This is a genomic window from Curtobacterium sp. NPDC088465, assembly GCF_044753165.1.
Taxonomy (GTDB): domain Bacteria; phylum Actinomycetota; class Actinomycetes; order Actinomycetales; family Microbacteriaceae; genus Curtobacterium.
Genome location: NZ_JBIVMR010000001.1, coordinates 277,924 through 297,655, shown reverse-complemented (window position 1 = coordinate 297,655; position 19,732 = coordinate 277,924). Strand labels below are relative to the sequence as shown.

General features: G+C 72.7%; 11 protein-coding genes and 1 tRNA gene. 8 read left to right on the top strand and 4 right to left on the bottom strand.

Annotated elements, in window-relative coordinates; all coding sequences use genetic code 11:
• Positions 1-38: 38 nt before the first annotated feature.
• Positions 39-3,305: an ATP-dependent DNA helicase gene (locus ACIP6W_RS01305; RefSeq protein WP_400428860.1), complete on the top strand. Its 3,267-nt coding sequence runs from the start codon at positions 39-41 to the stop codon at positions 3,303-3,305.
• A 179-nt stretch (positions 3,306-3,484) separates the two neighbouring features.
• Here the strand turns inward: ACIP6W_RS01305 and ACIP6W_RS01300 are convergent, their stop codons facing one another.
• Positions 3,485-4,483 (bottom strand): phosphotransferase, encoded by a 999-nt coding sequence (locus ACIP6W_RS01300; protein WP_066652883.1) that lies wholly within the window; start codon positions 4,481-4,483, stop codon positions 3,485-3,487.
• Between the two features lie 119 nt (positions 4,484-4,602).
• Between ACIP6W_RS01300 and nudC the strand changes: the two genes are divergently transcribed.
• Together nudC and ACIP6W_RS01290 are read left to right on the top strand one after the other, a co-directional pair.
• Positions 4,603-5,538 carry an NAD(+) diphosphatase gene (gene nudC, locus ACIP6W_RS01295; protein ID WP_400427772.1) on the top strand — a complete coding sequence of 312 codons (936 nt, stop codon included), beginning with the start codon at positions 4,603-4,605 and terminating at the stop codon, positions 5,536-5,538.
• Positions 5,535-7,289: an ATP-dependent helicase gene (locus ACIP6W_RS01290; RefSeq protein ID WP_209683617.1), complete on the top strand. Its 1,755-nt coding sequence runs from the start codon at positions 5,535-5,537 to the stop codon at positions 7,287-7,289. Before nudC ends, ACIP6W_RS01290 begins: the two co-directional genes overlap by 4 nt.
• Here the strand turns inward: ACIP6W_RS01290 and ACIP6W_RS01285 are convergent.
• Both ACIP6W_RS01285 and ACIP6W_RS01280 read right to left on the bottom strand, forming a co-directional pair.
• A complete protein-coding gene (locus ACIP6W_RS01285) occupies positions 7,180-8,037 on the bottom strand; it encodes a hypothetical protein (RefSeq protein ID WP_400427770.1) in 858 nt (285 codons plus the stop codon). The two genes, ACIP6W_RS01290 and ACIP6W_RS01285, sit on opposite strands and share 110 nt — an antisense overlap.
• A 60-nt stretch (positions 8,038-8,097) precedes the next feature.
• A complete protein-coding gene (locus tag ACIP6W_RS01280; protein WP_209683613.1) occupies positions 8,098-9,519 on the bottom strand; it encodes a zinc-dependent metalloprotease in 1,422 nt (473 codons plus the stop codon).
• A gap of 169 nt (positions 9,520-9,688) precedes the next feature.
• Here ACIP6W_RS01280 and ACIP6W_RS01275 point away from each other — a divergent pair, with 169 nt between their 5' ends.
• From ACIP6W_RS01275 to ACIP6W_RS01260, 4 genes are all read left to right on the top strand, one after another.
• On the top strand, positions 9,689-10,798 hold the full coding sequence (locus tag ACIP6W_RS01275; RefSeq protein ID WP_400427767.1) for a PDZ domain-containing protein: 1,110 nt from the start codon (positions 9,689-9,691) through the stop codon (positions 10,796-10,798).
• Between the two features lie 248 nt (positions 10,799-11,046).
• Positions 11,047-14,076: a UPF0182 family protein gene (locus ACIP6W_RS01270; protein WP_251154722.1), complete on the top strand. Its 3,030-nt coding sequence runs from the start codon at positions 11,047-11,049 to the stop codon at positions 14,074-14,076.
• A gap of 63 nt (positions 14,077-14,139) precedes the next feature.
• A tRNA-Met gene (locus ACIP6W_RS01265) sits at positions 14,140-14,216 on the top strand.
• 163 nt (positions 14,217-14,379) lie between these two features.
• Positions 14,380-15,192, top strand: coding sequence for a carbon-nitrogen hydrolase family protein (locus ACIP6W_RS01260; RefSeq protein WP_209683607.1), 813 nt, complete (start codon positions 14,380-14,382; stop codon positions 15,190-15,192).
• A gap of 945 nt (positions 15,193-16,137) precedes the next feature.
• Here the strand turns inward: ACIP6W_RS01260 and ACIP6W_RS01255 are convergent.
• A complete protein-coding gene (locus ACIP6W_RS01255; RefSeq protein ID WP_400427763.1) occupies positions 16,138-17,340 on the bottom strand; it encodes an aminotransferase class I/II-fold pyridoxal phosphate-dependent enzyme in 1,203 nt (400 codons plus the stop codon).
• A 221-nt stretch (positions 17,341-17,561) separates the two neighbouring features.
• Here ACIP6W_RS01255 and ACIP6W_RS01250 point away from each other — a divergent pair, with 221 nt between their 5' ends.
• Positions 17,562-19,649, top strand: a complete 2,088-nt coding sequence (locus tag ACIP6W_RS01250) for a S1C family serine protease (protein WP_400427760.1) — start codon at positions 17,562-17,564, stop codon at positions 19,647-19,649.
• The last annotated feature ends 83 nt before the right edge of the window (positions 19,650-19,732 follow it).

The following is a 19,732-nucleotide window of genomic DNA, read 5'->3' as shown; positions in this document are numbered from 1 at the left end:
CACCCCCGGCGGCCCACGACGCCGACGCGCCCCCGGCGATCCACGATGCCGACGCGATCGCCGACGCCCTCGGCCGACCGCGCCCGACCGACCAGCAGCGTGCGGTCATCGAGTCGCCGCTCGCTCCCGCGCTCGTCGTCGCGGGAGCCGGCAGCGGCAAGACGGAGACGATGGCGTCGCGGGTGGTGTGGCTGCTCGCGAACGGGTTCGTCCGTCCCGCCGAGGTGCTCGGGCTGACGTTCACCCGCAAGGCGGCCGGTGAGCTGTCCGTGCGCATCAACGACCGGATCCGTGCGCTCGAGGACGTCGGGCTCCTGACCGCCGGCGACGCCTTCGAGGCCCCGACGGTCTCCACCTACAACGCGTTCGCCAACGCCGTGTTCCGCGAGAACGCCCTGCTGGTCGGACGCGACGGCGAGTCCCAGGTGCTCACCGAGCCCTCCGCCTGGCAGCTCGCCCGTCGGGTGGTCGTCGGTGCGCGGGACGACCGGCTCGCCGGGCTCGACCGCGACGTCGACACCGTGACCGCTGCCGTCGTGGCCCTCGCCGGGGCGGTGTCCGAGCACCTCGTCGACCCGGCCGACCTGCGTCGCTTCGCGATCGACTTCGGTGCGCTGCTCGAGCTGCCCGGGAACGCCAGGGGCAACCCCTACAAGGCCGTGACCGACACCGTCGCAGCGATCGGAGCGCTGGAGCCGCTCGTCGACCTCGTCGAGGAGTTCCGACGGCAGAAGGTCGACCGCGGCTTCGTGGAGTTCTCGGACCAGATCGCCCTCGCGCTCGCCGCGGCCGAGTCCGCCCCGCGGGTGGTCGACGACCTGCGGAGCCGGTTCCGTGTGGTGCTCCTCGACGAGTACCAGGACACCTCCGTGGTGCAGACACGCTTCCTCGCCCGGCTCTTCCGCGGACACCCGGTGATGGCGGTCGGCGATCCGCACCAGTCGATCTACGGCTTCCGCGGGGCGAGCGCGGCGAACCTGGCCCGCTTCCCGCGCGACTTCGCGGTCGCACCGGTCGCACCGGTCGCACCGGACGCACCGGACGCACCGGTCGCACCGGACGCACCGGTCGCGGGGACGGACGGTGCCGGAACGCCGGCGCCGGTGACCTTCGCCCTGTCCACGAGCTGGCGCAACCCGGTCGACGTGCTCGCCGGCGCGAACGCCGTCGTCGACCCGCTGTCGGCTGCGTCGGAGGTCGCCGTGGAGCGACTCGCGCCGCGACCCGGTGCGGACGCCGGCACGGTGACGGCCGTCTTCCCCGAGACCCTGCCCGAGGAGGCGGACGCGGTCGCCCGCTGGTTCGCGGACCGCCGGAGTGCCTCGCCGGAGGGCTCGATGGCGCTGCTGCTGCGCTCGCGGAAGGACCTGTCGGCGTTCACCGCCGCGCTCGGTGCACACCGGGTGCCGTTCCACGTGCTCGGCACCGGCGGCCTCCTGCAGCGACCCGAGATCGTCGACCTGGTGGCGTGTCTCCGGGTGCTCCACGACCCGGCGGCCGGCAACGACCTCATCCGCCTGCTCGCCGGCGCACGGTGGCGGGTCGGTGCCGCCGACGTCGCCGCGCTGCACGAACTCGCCCGCTGGCTGTTCCGCCGCGACCACACGCAGCAGCGCCTCGACGACGAGCTGACCGCGGCGTTCCGCGCGTCCGTCGCCGCCGGGGAGCACGGATCGATCGTCGACGCGCTCGACTTCGTCGCGAGCGCCCCCGACGAGCACGGCGCCCTCGAGGGCATCAGTCCCGCCGGCCGCCAGCGGATGCGCGAGCTCGGGCAGCAGCTCGCCGCGCTCCGGGCCCGGGCGGCCGGGGACCTGGTCGACTTCGTGACCCTGGTCGTGCAGGAGATGCGGCTCGACGTCGAGGTCGCCGCCCACGAGCAGGGGAGCGCCGCCTTCCTCGACGCGTTCGTCGACGAGCTCGCCGGGTTCGTGACGACCGACGACCGCGCCGACCTCGGTGCCTTCCTCGGCTGGATCGACGCCGCCGCCCGCCGCGACGACATGGGCCCGCGGTCCGAGGAGCCGGAGGCCGGCACGGTGCAGATCCTGACGATCCACGGGTCGAAGGGCCTGGAGTGGGACGCGGTCGCGGTGCCGCGGCTCGTCGAGGGCGCGCTCCCCGCCCGACCGCAGGAAGGATCCTCGGGGTGGCTCGGCTTCGGCCGCCTGCCGTACGAGTTCCGCGGGGACGCCGACGAGCTCCCGCGGCTCGAGTGGCGGGGGCACGCGGACCAGAAGGGCGTCGTCGACGCCATCGAGGCCTACAAGGAGCAGGTGAAGGCCCGGAACGAGGACGAGGAGCGTCGGCTGACCTACGTGGCGCTGACGCGGGCACGGCACGACCTGCTCGTGTCCGGGTCGTCGTGGGCCGGCGGGGTCAAGCCGACGCCGCCGAGTCGGTACCTCCGGGACCTCGTCGCGGCAGGGGTCGTCGCTGCCGACGCCGTCCCCGACGGCACCGTGCACGAGGAGAACCCCCTCGGCGGGGACGGGGCGACCCAGACCTGGCCGCACGTGCCGTTCGGGCAGCGGGGTGCCCGGGTCCTCGCGGCAGCCGACCGCGTCCGGAACGCGAACCCCGGTGCGGCCGGGCGCTTCGCGGCGGACATCGACCTGTTGCTCGCCGAACGGCAGGCTGCACGGTCGGACCGGCGCCGCGTCGCGATCCCGCACCGCGTCCCGGCCTCGGGGTTCAAGGACTACATCGGCCAGCCGGACGCGGTCGCCGAGCGCCTGCGCCGGCCCATGCCGGAGCGGCCGTACCGTGCGACCAGGCTCGGCACGCTCTTCCACCAGTGGGTCGAGCAGCGCGCGCGCAGCGGTGGCTCGCTCGAGACCCTCGACCTGTGGGACGACGAACGCGACCTCGACGCGGACGAGGCCGTGGACGCCTCGACCGACGCCGCGGTCACCGACGACGACGCACGACGACTGGCGGCGTTCCAGGCGACCTTCGCCCGGTCACGCTGGGCCGACCTGACCCCGGTGGAGGTCGAGCGCGAGATCCACATCCCGTTCCTCGGGCACAGCGTGGTGTGCAAGCTCGACGCGGTGTACGAGATCGACGGTCGCGCCGAGGTGGTGGACTGGAAGACCGGCAAGGCACCGACCGGCACGGCGGACCTGGCCGCGCGGCAGCTGCAGCTCGCGCTGTACCGGGTGGCGTACGCCGAGTTCACCGGGCGACCGGTCGACGAGGTGGACGCCGTCTTCTACTTCGTCGCGGACGACCTCGAGGTGCGGCCCACGGCACTGCTCGACCGTGCCGGTCTCGAGCGCGCCTGGCAGGAGGCGCTCGGCTGATCCGGTGCGTCGACCGGCCTGGTGCGTCGACCGGCCGGGCCCGGTGCGTCGGCCGGCCGGATCAGGGCTGGGCCGCTGCGGCACGTGGACCGACGCCGTGTCGGACGGGAGGCGCGGGGCGGGGCCGCGGGGAGCCTCCCGTCCGGTGGGTGGTCGCGACGGACGGGGCGGCGGCCGGGTCAGCCGTGTCGACGCTCGGTCGACGACAGCAACTGCTCGACCTCGCCGATCTCCATCGTCTCGGGGGAGACCGACTGCAGCGGCGCCGCGCTCGGGGTCTGCACGGCGTCGACCAGCCGGTGCATCATCGCGACCGCGTCGTCGACCACCTCGGTGCTCTTCGCCTGCACGCCGTGCAGCAGCCACTGGGCGGTCTCGAGCTCGTGGTGGACGCGGGCGCGCTGGGCGAGCTGGCGGTCCCGACCCCCGCCGTTCGCCTCGTACGCACTGATCACGGTGTCGAAGGCGTCGCGGTGACCGGCGAGCACCCATGCCAGGTCCTTCGCGGGGTCGCCGAGTCGGAGCTCGCCCCAGTCGAGGACGCCGGTGACCGAGTCGCCGTCGACCAGGACGACCCCGGTGCCCAGCGCGCCGTGCACGACCGTCGGGGTGAACTGCCAGAGCTGCTGGTCGCGCGCAGCGCCCTCCCACCGTTCGACGAGTGCGGCGGGCACGAGCTTCGTGGCGACCGCGCGGTCCATCACGGAGACGGCGGAGCGCAGGACCTCGAACGGGGTGAGCGACGGCAGTCCCGCGTCCGTCACGAAGCTCGTCGGCAGCTGGTGGACGGCCGCGACGGCACGGCCGACGGCTGTCGCGAGGTCGGGACGCTCGGTCAGGTCGCGCAGCGTCGGGTGGGTGCCCGGCACGTAGGTCGTGACGATCGCCCGGGTCGAGCCGATCGGCGCCTGACCGCGGTACTCGGCCACGGCGAACGGCAGACGCGAACGGATGCCGGCGCTCAGGGCACGGATCGCGACGAGGTCCGCGGACTGCCGGGCCTCGGCCCGCTGGTTGCGCGGGCGACGGATCGCACTGAGCGCGCCGTCCGCGTCGCGGAGGACGGCCGACTCGTAGTCACCGGAGGCGGCCGAGCCGAGTGTGCGCGTGCCCGTGACGACCAGACCGGGAACGGCTGTGGTCGCCAACGCGGCTAGAGTGAACTGGGATCCCGCCATGCCCCTCAGGGTAGGTCCGCGTCCGGTGCCGGAGCGCACGCCACGCTGGCCTGTGCAAGCCCGGGCACCGTCCACAGGGTCCCGTTGAGAAGCCCGTCCCGATCGAGGAGCACCCCGCCGTGACCGTCGAGTTCGCCGCCAGACTCCCGCTGTCCCGCAACGAACTCGACCGCGACGCGGAGTTCCGGACCACCCCCGACCTCGACCGCGTCCTGCGGGCCGACCCGGACACCCGGTGGCTGCCGGTCCGCGGTGCCGAGCTGCTCCGTGACGCCGACGGCGCGCTCCGGTTCGTGGGCGCCGACGCGGTGCCCGAGCACGCGGTGACGCTCTACCTCGGCCGAGCGGTCACCGACGCCGCCGACGCTCCCGCCGGCACGCGCTTCGCCGCCGCGCTGCTCGACGAGACGGCCGCCGCCGCGATCGAGCCCGACGACGGGGCGTGGTCGAGCCTGCGCATGTTCGGGGCCGAGCTGTCCGCCCGCGACCAGGGCCTCGCGGTCGAGGCCGTCGCGATGGCGAACTGGCACGCCGTGCACGGGTTCTCCCCGCGCACCGGCTCGCCGTCCGACGTCGTCAGCGGCGGGTGGGTCCGCCGCGACCCCGAGGGGCACGAGCTCTTCCCGCGGACCGACGCGGCGATCATCGTCGGTGTCACCGACGCCGACGACCGCATCCTGCTCGGGTCGAACGCCGCGTGGGACGCCGACCGCTACTCGCTGCTCGCCGGCTTCGTCGAACCGGGGGAGTCCCTCGAGGACGCCGTCCGCCGCGAGGTCTGGGAGGAGTCCGGTGTGCGCGTCGAGGAGCCCGAGTACCTCGGGTCGCAGCCCTGGCCGTTCCCCGCGTCACTCATGGTCGGCTTCCGCGCACGCGCCGTGGACGGCGATCCCTCGACCGCTCGACCGGACGGCGTCGAGATCCTCGACGTCCGGTGGTTCTCGCGCGACGAGGTCCGCGAGCGTGCCGGCGACACCCTGCTGCTGCCCGGCCGCACGTCGATCGCCCGCGCGATCATCGAGGAGTGGTACGGCGGGCCGCTGGACGTGCCGTGACCGATCCCCGCGCGGCGACCGGTGCCGCACCGGTGCGCCCGCCGTCGCCGGACGAACTGCTCGCGGCGCTCGACGCCGAGCAGCAGACCGTGGCCCGGACGTTGCTCGGCCCCGTCGCCGTGCTCGCCGGCGCAGGGACCGGCAAGACCCGGGCGATCACCCACCGGATCGCGTACGGGGTCGCGACCGGCACGTACTCGCCGAACCACGTCCTCGCGCTCACCTTCACGACACGGGCGGCCGGGGAACTCCGGTCGCGGCTGCGCGCGCTCGGCGCCGGGACGGTCCAGGCGCGGACCTTCCACGCCGCGGCGATGGCACAGCTCAGCTACTTCTGGCCGGACACCGTCGGCGGGCACGCCCCGCGCATCGTGGAGTCCAAGGGTCGGGTCATCGCGCACGCCGCCGACACGGTCGGGATCCACGTGGACACCCCGGTGCTCCGCGACCTCGCGGCCGAGGTCGAGTGGCGCAAGGTGCAGATGCTCACCTACGACGAGTACGAGGCCGCTGCGGCCGACCGGGTGATGCCACGGGACACCCCGCCCCGGCGGGTGATCGACCTCATGAAGGCGTACGAGCAGCTCAAGGACGACCGTCGGCAACTCGACTTCGAGGACGTCCTGCTCGCGACGCTCGGCATGGTCGAGTCGGAGCCGCGGGTGGCCTCGTACGTCCGACAGCAGTACCGGTTCTTCGTCGTGGACGAGTACCAGGACGTCTCGCCCGTGCAGCACGACCTGCTGCGCGCGTGGCTCGGCGGCCGCGACGACGTGTGCGTGGTCGGTGACGCCAGCCAGACGATCTACTCGTTCGCGGGCGCGTCGAGCCGGTACCTGCTGGGCTTCGGGTCGGAGTTCCCCCGCGGGTCGGTCGTGCGCCTCGAACGGAACTACCGGTCGACGCCCGAGGTGGTGCACGCCGCGAACACCCTGATGCGCGGGCAGCCCGGTGCGCTCGACCTCGTCGCGCAGTCCGCCGAGCGGGGCCCGGAGCCGGAGGTGCTGCCCTGCGTGCACGACGGCGACGAGGCGCAGACCGTCGCCCGTCGCATCGGCGAGCTCGTGGCGTCGGGAGCGGCGTTCGGCGACTGCGCGGTCCTGTTCCGCGTCGGCGCGCAGTCCGCCGCGCTCGAGTCCGCCCTCGGTCGCGCCGGCATCCCGTACCGGGTGCAGGGCGGCACGCGGTTCTTCGACCGGCCCGAGGTGAAGCTCGCGGTGCACCACATGCGCGGCGAGGCCGTCCGGCAGACCGACGACGAGCTCACCCGCCGGGTCGGGCTCGTGCTGCAGCTGAGCGGCTGGACCCCGACGCCGCCGGACGGCACCGGCGCGGTCCGCGACCAGTGGGAGGCGTTGCAGGCGGTCATGGGCCTGGCCGAGGCCGCGCCCGCCGGCACGACGATGCAGCAGTTCACGCAGGACCTGGTCGACCGTGCGGCGACCCACCACGAGCCGGAGCTCGACGCTGTGACCCTCGCCACGCTGCACTCCTCGAAGGGTCTGGAGTGGCCCCACGTCGTGGTCGTGGGCGCCGCCGAGGGGCTGCTGCCCATCTCCCACGCCGCGACCGACGCCGAGGTCGACGAGGAGCGCCGGCTGTTCTACGTCGGGCTGACCCGCGCGCGTCGCTCGGTCACCGTCACGTGGTCACGGCAGGGTTCCACGCGCGGGGGTGCCCGGGCGCCGAGTCGGTTCCTGGCAGCGCTCGACAGGCGCACCGAGGGTGCTGTGCCACCGGCAGCAGGCTGACCGTCAGGTCGTCGCGGTCGAAGACGACCTGCTCCGTCGTGGGGACCTGGGTCCGCAGGGGCAGGCGCTGCACGAGCAACCGCACCGCGGCCGACGCGACCGCTGCGCGTCGCCAGGGCGACAGCGGTGCTGCCGGCCGACCCCACACCTGGGCGGCCAGCGCGGGCCACGCCGGGTCCTCGTCCACGCGGGCGTACTCGACACACTGCAGGCACGGGCCGTCGCCCGGGACGACCACCGGCCCGAGCCGGATCCGACCGTCGCCGACCACGAGCGACAGGTGCGGGGTCCCGCGCCGCGCCCACGCCGACCGGAGCGCCGGGTCGACGACGTGGTCGACGACGACCACCGCGAGTGCGGGGGTCGGGTCCGGCAGCACGACCGGCCCACCGCGGCGCGCGGCCGTCCGGGCCACCGTCACGCCCTCGCCGGAGAGCATCTCGGCGACGGTGTCGGCGAGGACGCCGTCCCCGTGGACCTCGACCCGGGCGAGCGGCTCGGGCAGGACGTCGACGACGGCGGGGGAGGCGTCACCGAGCACGCGGGCCGCCACCTCGGGCCTGCACCCCGTCGTCCCGGCGAGGGCGGTCAGGGCGTCGCGGCTCGTCTCCCGCCGGAGCGCGCAGAGGAAGCGCTCCTCGGCCACGGTCGGGACGGGGACGACGGCGCGCGGCGGGTCGACGCCGAGCTGCACGGTCCCCGGGTCGCGCCAGACGAACTCGAGCGTGGGGTCGATGCGGATGCCCATGCACCCACGCTGGCGGAACGGCCGGCCCCGTGGGGACCGGCCGTCACGATCTGTGGAGAACTAGCGGGGTCCGGCGCCGGGGGTGTCGTCGCCCGCAGCGCGGTCGTCCGCGGGGCCACCCTCGTCCTCGATGCCGCCGCTCTCGTCCTCGCGCGGGCGGTCGCCGGAGGCGTCGTTGAGCAGGTCCTCGAGCGCCTTGTCGAACGCGTCGTCCTCGGCGGAGCGACCCGGGTTCCGCAACCGCAGCACGAAGGCGTCCGGGTCGTCCACGTCCTCGGACGTCGGCACGGCGTCGAAGTGCGACCACAGGGCGTCGCGCTCCTCGGCCCCGAACTCCTCGGTGACGCGCTGCCAGAGCGCAGCGGCCTCGCGCAGACGGCGGGGGCGCAGCTCGAGGCCGACGAGCGTGGCGAAGGCCGACTCGGCGGGACCACCGGCGGCACGGCGACGGCGGACCATCTCCGCGATCGCGTCGGACTTCGGCAGCCGGACCGTCGCGGCGGCGGTGACCGTGTCGACCCAGCCCTCGACGAGCGCGAGCATCGTCTCGAGCCGGCCGAGCGCGGCTTCCTGCTCGGGCGTGCGCGGCGGGATGAGCGCCCCGGACGCGAGTGCGTCGCGCAGCTGCTCCTGGTTGGTCGGGTCGATCTCCGAGGCCAGTTCCTCGACCCGGTCGAACGGGATGTGGATGCCCCGTGCGTAGTCGGTGATCGACGAGATGATGTGCAGCCGGAGCCAGCGGGCCGACCGGAAGAGCCGGGCGTGCGCGAGCTCACGGACGGCCAGGTAGATCCGGACCTCGTCCTCGGGCACGTCGAGGCCCTCGGCGAACTCGGCGACGTTCTGCGGCAGCAGTGCGGCGACCTGCTCGTCCAGGAGCGGCACGCCGACGTCGCCGCCGGAGACGACCTCCTTCGACAGCTGCCCGACGACCTGGCCGAGCTGGATCGCGAACAGGGCGCCGCCGACGCCGCGCATCGCCTTCGAGACGTCGCCGAGCATGGCCTTGAGCTGCTCGGGCGCGCGCTGGTCGATCGCCTCGGTGAGCGCGTTCGCGATGCTCAGCGCCACCGGCTCGGCGATCTGCGCCCAGACCGGGGTGGTGGCCTTCGCCCACTGCTCCCGCGTGTACAGGCTCGGCGTCGCGGTGAGCTCGGGGACGCTCGTGGCCTCGTCCAGCCAGAGCGCGGCGACCTGGAACGCCTGGTCCGATGCCTGGGCGGTCGCCGGGTCGACCGGGTGCCCGCCGTCGCGCGCGATCGCGGTCGCACGCTCGGACGCGACCGAGAAGTCGATGCCGTCCCTGCCCGACTGCGCCGCGCGCTGGAGCTGGCTCATCAGGTTCGCCACGAACGCCGGGTCGTTCGGCAGTCCGGCCGCGCCCGCGAGCTGCGACGGGTCGATCTGTCCCTCTCCGGAGAGCAGCTTGCGCAGCATCTCCTGGAAGTCGTCGTCCGGCCCCGGCTGCGGTTGATCAGGCATGACGACTACGCTAACCGCTGCTCACGGGGCCGCGCCCGGGATGCTCCCGAGGGGACGCCCGGACCGCTGCGCCGAGGGCGAACAGCCCGCGAGCACGCGGGCGACCGACCCGCCAGCGCGCGGGTGCACCGCCCGCACCCGCGGGCGCCCCGCCCGTGGAAGGACGTCCGTGACCCTCTTCGCCCCCGCGCCCCGTCGCCGTTCCCGCGCACGCACCGTCGGCTGGGCGTTCGTCATCGGCGCGGTCGTGCTCGGACTCCTGGCGAGCTTCCTGCCGAGCCCCTACCTGATCGAGGTGCCCGGGCCGGTCTACAACACGATCGGCACGCAGCGGCAGGGGCAGGGCAAGGACGCGAAGGACGTCGAGCTCATCCAGATCGACGGGGCGGAGACGTACCCGACGGGTGGCGCGCTCGACATGCTCACCGTGGGCATCCAGGGTGACGCCACGAACCGCCCGTCGTGGACGAGCGTGATCCGCGCGCTGTTCTCGCGCTCCCAGGCGGTCATCCCCGCGAGCGCCGTCTACCCGGAGGGCACCACCACCGAGCAGGTGAACCAGCAGGACGAGGCCGACATGCGGTCGTCGCAGCAGTCCGCCGTCGCCGCCGCGCTCATCCACCAGGGCCACGACCTGCCGACCGAGCTCCGGGTCGGGACGGTGCAGGAGGGCTCCGCCGCGGACGGCACCATCCGCGAGGGCGACGTCATCACGGCCTTCGACGGGGAGCAGCTGACCGAGAACGTCGACGCCGGGTCGCTCCGCGCGGCGGTCGCGGAGCACGGGACCTCGTCGCCGGCGACCGTGACGCTGCTGCGCGACGGGAAGCGCGAGCAGGTCGAGGTCACCCCCCGCGAGGAGCAGGGGACCCCGCTCCTCGGGGTCGGCGTCACCGAACGGTACGACTTCCCCTTCGACGTGAAGATCGCGCTGCAGGACGTCGGCGGCCCGTCCGCCGGCATGATGTTCGCGCTCGGGATCATCGACGAGCTGACGCCGGGCGAGCTCAACGGCGGGAAGCACGTCGCGGGCACCGGCACGATCACCGCGGACGGCGAGGTCGGCCCGATCGGTGGCATCCGGCAGAAGCTCTACGGCGCGAAGGACGCCGGTGCGACCGTGTTCCTGGCGCCGGCCGACAACTGCGACGAGGTCGTCGGCCACGTGCCGGACGGACTCGACGTCTACAAGGTCGCCACGCTCGACCAGGCGGTCACCGACCTCGAGACGATCGCCGCGGGGAAGAGCACCGCCGGGCTCGCACGCTGCGGCTCCTGACCCGGCCACCCGCACGGCGCGACGTGCGCGCTCGACGCGATCCGCGCCTCCCGGCCGACCGGCCTGGAGGCTCGGCTCGCCTTCCTGAGTCCCCGTACAGTTTCACTGTCGGTCCGGACCAATAGGATCGGAGCACTGACGGCCCGGCGCGCCGGGCCCGCCGGTCCGACACGTCTGGAGCACATCAAGTGACGACAACCTCGTCCACCTCGGGCACTGCTGGGCGGCGTTCGCCGCGGGTCCCGATCGTGGTCACGATCATCGTGCTGGCCGCACTGGTGATCGGCTTCTTCATCTTCGCCAGCCTGTACACCGACTACGCGTGGTTCGCGCAGCTCGGGTTCCAGCAGGTCCTCACCACGCGTTGGATCGCGGGCACGCTCATGTTCGTGGCCGGGTTCCTCGGCATGGCGGTCCCGGTCTACGTGAGCATCGCGCTCGCCTTCCGCTTCCGCCCGGTCTACGCCAAGCTCAACTCGCAGCTCGACCGCTACCAGCAGGTCATCGAGCCCCTGCGCCGCGCGGTCATGATCGGCATCCCGGTCGTCCTCGGCCTGTTCGCCGGGCTCGCGACCGCCGGTCGCTGGAGCATGGTGCTCGAGTACTTCAACCGGACCCCGTTCGGCCAGAAGGACCCGCAGTTCGGGCTGGACATCGGGTTCTACGTGTTCGAGCTGCCGTTCTGGCGCTCGATCGTGGCGTACTCGTCGGCCGTCGTCCTCATCGCCGGCATCGCCGCGCTCGCCGCGACCTACCTCTACGGCGCGCTGCGCTTCGGCGGGCGCGAGGTCCGCATCTCGAAGGCCGCGCGCGTCCAGCTCGCCGTCACCGCAGCGGTCTACGTGGCGCTTCAGGCCGTCAGCCTGTGGCTCGACCAGTACGCCGCGCTGACGAAGGACAACCCGCTCATCACGGGTGCGCAGTACACCGACGTCAACGCCGTCATCCCGGGGCGCGAGATCATGGCGGGCATCGCGGCGATCGTCGCAATCCTCTTCATCGTCACCGCCGTCATCGGCCGCTGGCGCATCTCGATCGTCGGCACCGGGCTGCTGCTCGTCGCGGCGATCGTCATCGGCGGCATCTACCCCTGGATCGTCCAGCGCATCCAGGTGAAGCCGTCGGAGCGGACCTACGAGTCGGCCTTCATCGAGCGCAACATCAAGGCCACCCGCGACGCGTACGGCGTGAGCGGGGTGCAGGAGCAGAACTACGACGCCACGACCGAGGCGAGCTCCGGCGCGCTGGCGCAGGACGCCCAGACCACGGCGAACATCCGTCTGATCGACCCGAAGATCGTCTCGGACACGTTCAGCCAGCTGCAGCAGTACCGGCAGTACTACCAGTTCCCCGACCAGCTGGACGTCGACCGCTACGACATCGACGGCCAGACCGAGGACACCGTCATCGCGGTCCGCGACATCGACCTCGACGGGCTCAGCTCGCAGGCGAACACCCAGTACAACCGGACGTTCGTCTACACCCACGGCTTCGGCGTCACCGCGGCCTACGGCAACCAGCGCGCGAGCGACGGCAAGCCGGTGTTCCTCGAGTCCGGCATCCCGTCGAACGGGCAGCTCGGCAACTACCAGGAGCGTGTCTACTTCGGTGAGACCTCGCCGCCGTACTCCATCGTGGGCGGACCCGAGGGCTCGAAGAACATCGAGCTCGACTACCCGGCCGGCTCCGACGACAGCGACGGCGGCAACGCCACGACGACGTACCAGGGCAACGGCGGACCGAGCCTCGGTGGGTTCTTCAACCGCCTCGTCTACGCGGCGAAGTTCCAGTCGGAGCAGATCCTGCTGTCGGACGCGGTGAACCGCGACTCGCAGATCCTGTACGACCGCGACCCGATCCAGCGCGTGCAGAAGGTCGCTCCGTACCTGAAGCTCGACAGTGACGCGTACCCGGCGATCGTCGACCACCGTATCCAGTGGATCGTCGACGGCTACACGACGAGCGACGCCTACCCGTACTCCCAGAGCCAGAGCCTGTCGGACACGGTCGCCGGGACCGACTCGTCGGCGTTCCGCACGGACCAGGTGAACTACATCCGCAACTCGGTGAAGGCCACCGTCGACGCGTACACCGGCAAGGTGACGCTCTACGCGTGGGACACCGAGGACCCGGTGCTCAAGACGTGGCAGAAGATCTTCCCCACGTCGACGCAGCCGGTCTCGCAGATGAGCGCGGAACTCCTCGACCACGTGCGCTACCCGACCGACCTGTTCAAGGTGCAGCGCTCGATCCTCGGCACGTACCACGTGACGAACGCGAACTCGTTCTACTCGGGTGACGACGCGTGGAACACCCCGCAGGAGACCACCACGGGCACGACCGACTCCGAGGCCAACTCGGACACGGTGTCGCAGACGACGACGAACGCCCTCGGTACCAGGACCACGGCGTCGCAGGGCAACCTGCAGGACCCGTACTACCTGACGATGAAGGTGCCGGGGCAGGACACCGCCTACTCGCTGTACACGACCTACATCCCGCAGCAGTCGGCCGGAGCGAACAACCGCAACGTGCTGACCGGGTACCTGGCGGTGGACTCCGACGCGGGTGGTGCCGGCAAGGGCGAGAAGGCGTCGAACTACGGCAAGCTCACGCTGCTGACGATGCCGAAGACGGACAACATCCCGGGTCCGGCGCAGGTGCAGAGCCTCTTCAACGGTGACACCACCGTGTCGCAGGAGCTGAACATCCTGAAGCGGGGCAACTCGACCGTGAAGCAGGGCAACCTGCTGACGCTGCCGGTCGGCGGTGGGTTCCTCTACGTCCAGCCCGTCTACGTCCAGTCGACCTCGAGTGGCTCGTACCCGCTGCTGCAGAAGGTGCTCGTGGCCTTCGGCGACAAGATCGCGTTCGAGGACACCCTCGACCAGGCGCTCAACGAGCTGTTCGACGGTGACTCCGGTGCTGCCGCCGGTGACCAGGGCGCGGCGAACGGGTCGGGTTCGACCGGTTCGTCGGACTCGGGTTCGTCGGGCTCGGGTTCGTCGGGCGCAGGCTCGGCCGACTCGGGTTCGGGATCGTCCGACTCCTCGGGTGGCTCCGGTTCGTCGTCCGGAGGTTCCTCCTCCGGCGGCTCGGGCGGCTCGTCGAGCGACACCGGCAACCAGGCGCTCGACCGGGCCCTGGCCGACGCGCGCAGCGCGCTGCAGGACCGCCAGAAGGCCTACGCCGACAACGACCTGGTCGCTGCGGCCGAGGCGGACAAGCGCCTGCAGGACGCCATCGAGGCCGCGACCGAAGCCGAGAACGGCAACTGACACGCCGTGGCGGGGCACTCGATTTGTGCCCCGCCACCGGGGTGTGTAGGCTATTGGATGTGCCGCGGGGTGGAGCAGTTCGGTAGCTCGCTGGGCTCATAACCCAGAGGTCGTAGGTTCAAATCCTGCCCCCGCAACCAAGCGTCACAAGAAGGCCCCGGTCCACTCGGACCGGGGCCTTCGTCGTTCGCACCTCGCACGTGCGAGGCCTGCTGGTCGTGCACGGCGTGCTGGTCGTGCTGGTCGTGCTCGTCGTCCTCGCTGCTGCGTTCAGCGAGGACGTGCCGCGGCTACGCTCGGGCCATGGCAACCCTCACCGTCGCCGCCGCGCAGTTCGCTCCCGTCGACGACACGGCGGCCAACCTCCGCACCGTGCAGGCCGCTGCCGAGGACGCCGCCGCGCGCGGGGTCGACCTGCTCGTGACGCCCGAGTACACGTCGTACTTCAGCGCCGAGATCGACGACCGGTTCGTCGCCGCCGCCGAGCCGCTCGACGGGCCCTTCGTGACCGGGCTCCGGGCGATTGCGCGACAGCACGCCATCGCGCTCGTCGTGGGTGTGGCCGAGACCGCGGGGACGCCGGGACGGTTCCGGAACACCCTGGTCGCGGTGCTGCCCGACGGATCGATCGCGGCGACGTACCGGAAGGTGCACCTGTACGACGCGTTCGGGTCGAAGGAGTCCGACCGCATCGAGTCGGGTGATGCCGACCAGCTGCCGGTGTTCGAGCTCGGCGGGGTCCGCATCGGCCTCGAGACCTGCTACGACCTGCGTTTCCCCGAGGTCACCCGGCGCCTGGCCGCACCCGAGGTCGGCGCAGCCGACGCGGTGGTCCTGCCGGCCGAGTGGGTGCGCGGCCCCGGGAAGGAACACCACTGGCGCACACTGCTGACCGCCCGTGCGATCGAGAACACGGTCTGGGTCGTCGGGGTCGGTCAGACCGGGCCGATCGGTATCGGCGACTCCGTGGTGATCGACCCCGCCGGTGTCGCGGTCGCCGCCGGCGGAGCCCAGCCCGGCACCGTCGTCGCGACGATCGACACCGCGACCACCGAGGCGGTCCGTGCGGTCAACCCCTCGCTCGCGCTCCGTCGGTTCGACGTGCGCCCGCGCTGAGCGCACGCCCCGCACGGGCACGGACTGTGCCCACGCCCACGCCCGCGCCGCACAGGCTGCGCCCGCCCGCGCCTCTGCCGCACGTCTGTCTCCCCGAGCGGGCGGAACCGGCATCGCGGCGCGAGCTCCGCCCTCGATTCCGCCCGCTCGCACCCCCTGGTGCAGTCGTGGTCGCCCTCTGCTGCGAGCGGACGAACAGCGCGGACCAGCGCACGACGGCGAACGGGCGGAACCGGGAGGGCCGCGTGTCGAAGGATGCAGGAACGACCCGCTCGCGGGGACAGCCGGCGTCGGCCGGTGTCGGCACGACGAGCTGCGCTCCCCGGACGGGCGGAAACGGCGGCTCAGTGCGGGAAGACGTGCAGAGAACGCCCGCTCGCGGTGGCTGAGGGACCGGGTGGCCGGCGCTCGTCGAACGGGCGGAAACGGCGGCTGGGTGCGCCGAGACGTGCAGAAGAGGCCCGCTTGCGGTGGCTGGGGGACCGGGTGGCCGGCGCTCGCCGGACGGGCGGAAACGGCGGCTCCGTGCGGCGAGACGAGCAGAGAAGGCCCGCTCGCGGTGACTAAGGGACCGAGTGGCCGGGTGGCCGGGTGGCCGGGTGACCGGCGCTCGTCGAACGGGCGGAAACGGTGGCTCGGTGCGCCGAGACGTGCAGAAGAGGCCCGCTCGCGGTGGCTGGGGGACCGGGTGGCCGGGTGACCGGCGCTCGTCGGACGGGCGGAAACGGCGGCTCAGTGCGGCGAGACGAGCAGAGAAGGCCCGCTCGCGGTGACCGGGTGACCAGCGCTCACCGAGCGGGCGGTAACGGCGGCTCGGTGCGGCGAGAAGTGCAGAAGAGGCCCGCTCGGCTGGCCAGCGCGGGACGACGGCTGCGGACGTGCACGTCGGGTGCGGCGCGCCGGAGCACGGGGTGCGCCGTGGGGGAGGGTGGGGGCGCCTCCGGGTCAGCGGGTCGGGCCGAGGGCTGCGAGGCGGCTGACGGCCTCGGACAGGACGTCGCGGCGCTTGCAGAACGCGAAGCGCACGAGCGACCGGTAGCCCGCCGCGCGCTCCGGTCGGACGAACGCCGACACGGGGACGCCGACGACCCCGGCGAGTCCGGGGAGCCGCAGGCAGAACTCCCGGGCGTCGTCGTACCCGAGCGGTGCGGTGTCCGCGAGGACGAAGTACCCACCGTCCGGGTGCATCACCTCGAAGCCCGACGCGCGGAGTCCACCCGCGAGCAGTTCGTGCTTCTCGGACAGCTCCCGCGCGATGCCGTGGAACACCTCGTCGGGCAGACGGAGCCCGGCTGCGACCGCGGGCTGGAAGGGAGCCCCGTTCACGAACGTCAGGTACTGCTTGACCGAGACGACGGCCTCGACGAGTGCGGGTGCCGCCGTGAGCCAGCCGATCTTCCAGCCGGTGGTGCTGAAGGTCTTGCCAGCGCTGGAGATCGTGATCGTCCGGTCCGCTGCACCGGGCAGGGTCGCGACGGGGACGTGCGGTGCGCCGAAGGTGAGGTGCTCGTACACCTCGTCGGTGACGACCAGGGCGTCGTGCCGCTCGGCGAGCTCGAGGACGGTGGCCAGGACCTCGCGGGGGAGGACCCGCCCGGTCGGGTTGTGCGGTGTGTTCACCAGCACGACCCGCGTGCGGTCGGTGAACGCGGCACGCAGGGTGTCCTCGTCCGGCAGGAAGTCCGGTGCCGTCAGGGGAACCGTGACGTGGGTGCCGCCGGCGAGACGGATCAGCGCCCCGTACGCGTCGTAGAAGGGCTCGAAGGTGACGACCTCGTCGCCCGGCTCGACGAACGCGAGCAGCGTCGCGGCGAGGGCCTCGGTCGCGCCGGCGGTGACGAGGACCTCGCGGTCCGGGTCGACCGTCAGCCCGTACCAGTGCGCCTGGTGCTCGGCGATCGCTTCCCGGAGCTCCGGCGCCCCGCGGCCGGGCGGGTACTGGTTCACACCGCGGCGGATCGCGTCGGCCGCGGCGTCGAGCACCTCGACCGGGCCGTCCTGGTCGGGGAAGCCCTGGCCGAGGTTGACGGCGCCGGTGGCGGCAGCGAGCGCGCTCATCTCGGCGAAGACGGTCGGCGCAGGGACGCCGTCGGGACCGAGCAGCATCGCTCCCTCGGCAGCTCGGAGCCAGGGTCCGGTGCGGTGCATGGTGGTCCCTCCGGTGCGCGCGGCGCGGGTCGACGGCCTGGAGGCCCCAACCTAGTCGGACGGATCGGCAGTGCGCGTCCTGCGGGTCACCCGGCGCCGCGAGACCGGGAACGCGTCCACAGCCCACGCATAAGATCGCCATAGGTCGCTTGCAGCGCCAGCAGGAGCACCGCTCAGGTGGGTCCGGAAGACTGCACGAGCTTGAAAGGAGCACGTCCAGCATGACCGACACCACGCCACACGGCCAGGGCGACGACAACCGCCCCGAGGAAACCGACCACCGGGCCGCAGCCGAGGACGCCTCGCGCGCCACCTCCGGCGAGGGCACGTCGACGCAGGACGTCTCCGGACAGCCCGCCGACCGCCGTACGGACCACGACCACACCGACGTCATCGACGACGCCCACGGGGCCGAGACCGACGTCATCGCTGCGGGGACCGACACCACGACGGACCGCTACACCGCGCCCTACCCGACCATCGACCGCGACCGCGACGGCAGCGATGCCGGGCAGCAGGCCAGCCCCTACGGCTCCGACAACGCTCACCACGGGCGGGGCGACGACCGGTACGGGCACAGCCAGTACGGCCAGGGTCAGAGCCAGTACGGCCAAGGCCAGTACGGCCAGGACCAGGACCAGGGCCAGTACGGCCAGGGCCAGTACGGACAGAGCCAGTACGGCCAGGGCCAGTACGGCCAGGACCAGAGCCAGTACGGCCAGAGCCAGTACGGCCAGGACCAGAACCAGTACGGCCAGAGCCAGAACCAGTACGGCCAGAGCCAGAACCAGTACGGCCAGAGCCAGTACGGCCAGGACGGCCAGAGCCAGTACGGCCAGACCCAGAACCCGACCCCGTACGGTCAGGACCAGTACGGCCGCTCCCAGGGCCAGCCCCGCTACGGCGAGTACGCCCAGGGCACGCCGCAGGTCGGCTCGCAGTACGGCGCACCGCAGAGCGCCTCGTACCCCGGCTCCGCCCAGGCCCCCTCGTCCGCCAGCGCCTTCGGCGACGTGGACGGCTCGAACCAGCGCAACGGCCACTACTTCGGCGGCGCTGCCGCGGGTGCGGCGACCGGGACCGCCGCGGGTGCCGCAACGGGCACGACCGCGAACGGGAAGGGCGGCCGCAACAAGCTCGTCCTGCCGATCGTCGCGGGTCTGGTGCTCGCCGGCCTGGTGGGCGGCGGCGCCGGTTGGGCGGCCGGTGCAGCCCAGGGCGGCGGCACCACCGTGATCGGCTCCGGCTCGTCGCAGAACGGCGGCAACCTCACGGTCAACGACTACAACAACGCCACCGTCGTGACCGCGGTCGCCGCGCAGGCGACGCCGTCCGTCGTCACGATCAACGTCTCCTCGGGCTCCGCGGGCGGCACCGGCTCCGGTGTCTTCTTCACGAAGGACGGGTACATCGTCACGAACACCCACGTGGTGACCCTCGACGGTGACAGCTCGAACGGCACGATCACGGTCACGACGTCCGACGGCAGGATCTACCCGGCGAAGCTCGTCGGCACCGACCCGACGGTCGACCTCGCGGTCATCAAGATCGACGCGACCGGCACCAAGCCGATCTCCTTCGCGAACTCCTCCGAGCTCAACGTCGGTGACACCGCCGTCGCGATCGGCGCGCCGCTCGGCCTGTCGAACACCGTCACCGACGGCATCGTCTCGACCCTGAACCGCAGCATCCAGGTCGCCTCGAGCGCCCCCAGCCAGGGCGGCGACTCGAACGAGGGCGGCAACGGCGACAGCCCGTTCGAGTTCCCGGGCAACGGCGGATCCTCCACCAAGACGACCGTCTCGCTGCCGGTCATCCAGACCGACGCGTCGATCAACCCCGGCAACTCGGGCGGCGCCTTGCTCGACTCGAAGGGCAAGCTGATCGGCATCAACGTCGCGATCGCGAGCGCGGGCAGCTCCCAGTCCTCCGACGCACAGTCGGGCAGCATCGGGGTCGGCTTCGCCATCCCGGCGAACCTGGTCCAGCGCGTCGCGAACGAGATCCGTGAGAACGGGTCCGCGACGCACGGTCTGCTCGGCGCGACGGTCGGCGACGCCTCCGAGGACGCGAACGCCACGCAGATGGGTGCGCTCATCAAGTCGGTGTCGTCCGGCGGAGCGGCGGCGGACGCCGGCCTGCAGAAGGGCGACGTCGTGACGAAGATCGGCTCGGCATCGGTGGCGGACGCCACCGACCTGACCGCGCAGGTCCGCTTCTTCGCCGGCGGTGCGAAGACGACGATCACCTACGTCCGCGACGGTCAGACGCGCGAGGCCGACGTCACGCTCGGGACCTACAAGAGCTGACGCGACCAGCGACGGACGGGAGGCGCGGTGCCGGCTGGCACCGCGCCTCCCGTCCGTCGTCCGGCCACGCCGCGGCTCGTGGT

What these genes read in the sequence shown, in the direction of transcription:
- ACIP6W_RS01300 (WP_066652883.1), bottom strand. Translation starts at nt 4,483, where the DNA reads ATGGCGGGATCCCAGTTCACTCTAGCCGCGTTGGCGACCACAGCCGTT.
- ACIP6W_RS01285 (WP_400427770.1), bottom strand. Translation starts at nt 8,037, where the DNA reads ATGGGCATCCGCATCGACCCCACGCTCGAGTTCGTCTGGCGCGACCCG.
- ACIP6W_RS01280 (WP_209683613.1), bottom strand. Translation starts at nt 9,519, where the DNA reads ATGCCTGATCAACCGCAGCCGGGGCCGGACGACGACTTCCAGGAGATG.
- ACIP6W_RS01260 (WP_209683607.1), top strand. Translation starts at nt 14,380, where the DNA reads ATGGCAACCCTCACCGTCGCCGCCGCGCAGTTCGCTCCCGTCGACGAC.
- ACIP6W_RS01255 (WP_400427763.1), bottom strand. Translation starts at nt 17,340, where the DNA reads ATGCACCGCACCGGACCCTGGCTCCGAGCTGCCGAGGGAGCGATGCTG.
- ACIP6W_RS01250 (WP_400427760.1), top strand. Translation starts at nt 17,562, where the DNA reads ATGACCGACACCACGCCACACGGCCAGGGCGACGACAACCGCCCCGAG.